The 2,773-nt window shown below is 66.0% G+C and carries 1 protein-coding gene and 1 pseudogene; one reads left to right on the top strand and one right to left on the bottom strand.

The features are described 5' to 3' along the window. Positions 1 to 532 (bottom strand): annotated as a pseudogene (locus WA805_RS24890) (Fe-S oxidoreductase); the annotation flags it as partial. A gap of 243 nt (positions 533 to 775) precedes the next feature. On the opposite strand from WA805_RS24890, the gene dnaK reads away from it, so the two are divergent. Continuing rightward, positions 776 to 2,641: a molecular chaperone DnaK gene (dnaK, locus tag WA805_RS24885; protein WP_425243540.1), complete on the top strand. Its 1,866-nt coding sequence runs from the start codon at positions 776 to 778 to the stop codon at positions 2,639 to 2,641. The last annotated feature ends 132 nt before the right edge of the window (positions 2,642 to 2,773 follow it).

Here is a 2,773-nt window from a genome sequence, read left to right as displayed (position 1 = left end):
TGACCTGCGCTCCCCTGTAGAGCAGCAGGGTGGCGATGACCAGGAAAATCATGACCAGGACCAGCCAGGCGGCGCGCGTGTGGGAGCCGAAGAACCGCGACCCGCGGCCTTCCCGGTGCGGGTCGTTGCGCAGCCGGATGACCGTGAACGTGATGATCCCGGCGAGCACGCCGACGCTGAACAGGTCCTCCAGGAAGCCGAGCACCGGCGAGTGCCCGATGCCGGGGATCGCGAACGTCCGGGAGAACAGGTCGCCGTAGGCCTCGATGATCGTGAAAATCAAGATGATGAAGCCCCAGAACACCGCCGCGTGCGCGGCGCCGGGAACGGTCCACTTCAGCAGCTTCCGCTGCCCGACCACCTCGGTCAGCTGGGTTTCCGCCTCCCGGCCCGGGTGGGACCTCGCATACGCCACCCGCTCCGGCGCCGGCTGGCCGGAAAAAGCCAGCCGCCCCAGCCACCACACCCGCCGGCCCGCCACCGCGAAGGCGACGACGGTCAGTCCCAGCCCGATGATCATGCGTGCGACCACGCGGAACCTCCTTAGGTCTGGGGCTCAAGCGTAGTCATGGTGCTTCGCCTGCCCACGCTGACTCCGGCCAACTAGGCAACTGGCAAGTAACTTATTGCCTTTGGCGAAAAACTGTCCAGCCGATGGGAATGATCCAGGGAACCTGGAAGTTGAGCGTAAGTGACTCAAGTCATTTGACACCCGGGCTGGCCTCGGGCAGGCTCGAGCCCGGAAGACTCAACTCCCACACTACAAGGACTGCTCATGGCACGTGCGGTAGGTATTGACCTCGGGACGACGAACTCGGTTGTCGCCGTCCTGGAAGGCGGCGAGCCGACGGTCATCGCCAACGCCGAGGGTTCACGGACCACTCCGTCGGTTGTCGCGTTCGCGAAGAACGCTGAGGTGCTCGTCGGCGAGGTCGCGAAGCGGCAGGCCGTCACCAACGTGGACCGGACGATCCGTTCGGTCAAGCGGCAGATGGGGACCGACTGGACCGTCACGATCGACAGCAAGAAGTTCACCCCGCAGCAGATCAGCGCGTTCATCCTGCAGAAGCTCAAGAGGGACGCCGAGGCCTACCTGGGCGAGAAGATCACCGACGCGGTGATCACCGTCCCGGCGTACTTCAGCGACGCGCAGCGGCAGGCGACCAAGGAGGCCGGCACGATCGCGGGCCTCAACGTCCTGCGGATCATCAACGAGCCGACTTCTGCCGCGCTCGCTTACCACCTGGAGAAGGAAGGCTCCGCCAAGATCCTGGTCTTCGACCTGGGCGGTGGCACCTTCGACGTCTCCCTGCTCGACGTCGGCGACGGAGTTGTCGAGGTCGAGGCGACCAGCGGCGACAACCACCTCGGTGGTGACGACTGGGACCAGCGCATCGTCGACTGGCTGGTGCAGGACTTCAAGTCCGGCTACGGCATCGACCTGTCCAAGGACAAGATGGCGCTGCAGCGGCTGCGCGAGGCCGCGGAGAAGGCAAAGATCGAGCTCTCCCAGTCGATGGAGTCGCAGATCAACCTGCCTTACATCTCCCACGGCCCTGACGGCCCGCTGCACCTGGACACCCGGCTCACCCGAGCTGAGTTCCAGCGCATGACCTCGGACCTGATCGACCGCTGCAAGAGCCCGTTCCAGCAGGTGATCAAGGACGCGAACGTCAACATCAGCGAGATCGACCACGTGGTCCTGGTCGGCGGCTCCACCCGGATGCCGGCGGTCGTGGACCTGGTCAAGTCGCTGACCGACGGCAAGGAGCCGAACAAGGGCGTCAACCCGGATGAGGTCGTCGCCGTCGGCGCCTGCCTGCAGGCCGGCGTGCTCAAGGGCGAGGTCAAGGACATCCTGCTGCTCGACGTGACCCCGCTGTCGCTGGGCATCGAGACCAAGGGCGGGATCTTCACCAAGCTCATCGAGCGCAACACCACGATCCCGACCAAGCGCTCGGAGATCTTCACCACGGCCGATGACAACCAGCCGTCGGTGCAGATCCAGGTCTACCAGGGCGAGCGCGAGATCGCGGCCTACAACAAGAAGCTGGGCATGTTCGACCTGACCGGCATCGCGCCGTCCCCGCGCGGCATCCCGCAGATCGAGGTCTCCTTCGACATCGACGCCAACGGCATCGTGAACGTGTCCGCCAAGGACCTGGGCACGGGCAAGCAGCAGTCGGTGCAGATCACCGGCGGCTCGGCATTGAACAAGGACGACATCGAGAAGATGGTCCGCGACGCCGAGCAGTACGCCGAGGAGGACCGCAGGCGGCGCGACGAGGCGGAGGTCCGCAACCAGGCCGACACGCTGGTCTACAGCACCGAGAAGTTCCTCGCCGAGAACGACGAGAAGATCCCGGCGGACATCAAGTCCGAGGTGCAGTCTGCAATCGCCGACCTGAAGAAGGCGATCGAGGGCAACGACATCGACACCATCAAGACCGCCAGCGAGCACGCCGCCACTGTCAGCCAGAAGATGGGAACCGCCATCTACCAGGCCGCCCAGGCGCAGCAGGCCGCGAGCGGCGCCGAGGGCGCCGACGGCACCGCCGCCTCGGAGGAGACTCCGCAGGACGAGGGTGTCGTTGACGCCGAGATCGTGGACGAAGGCGAAGGCGAAGGCGGCGCTGCCTGATGACAGCACCTGACGACACGGGTGGCAACGGCCCGGTGATCCGCGACCACAGGCGGATCGACCCGGTGACCGGGCAGCCCAGACGGGGCAAGCACGCGGCCTCCCAGCCGGCCGGCACCACGAGTGCCGGCC

This window comes from Trebonia sp., from assembly GCF_049794275.1.
GTDB lineage: Bacteria > Actinomycetota > Actinomycetes > Streptosporangiales > Streptosporangiaceae > Trebonia.
The sequence above is the reverse complement of the archived record's forward strand: the minus strand, read 5'-3'. Positions and strand labels throughout refer to the sequence as shown.

What these genes read in the sequence shown, in the direction of transcription:
- dnaK (WP_425243540.1), top strand. Translation starts at nt 776, where the DNA reads ATGGCACGTGCGGTAGGTATTGACCTCGGGACGACGAACTCGGTTGTC.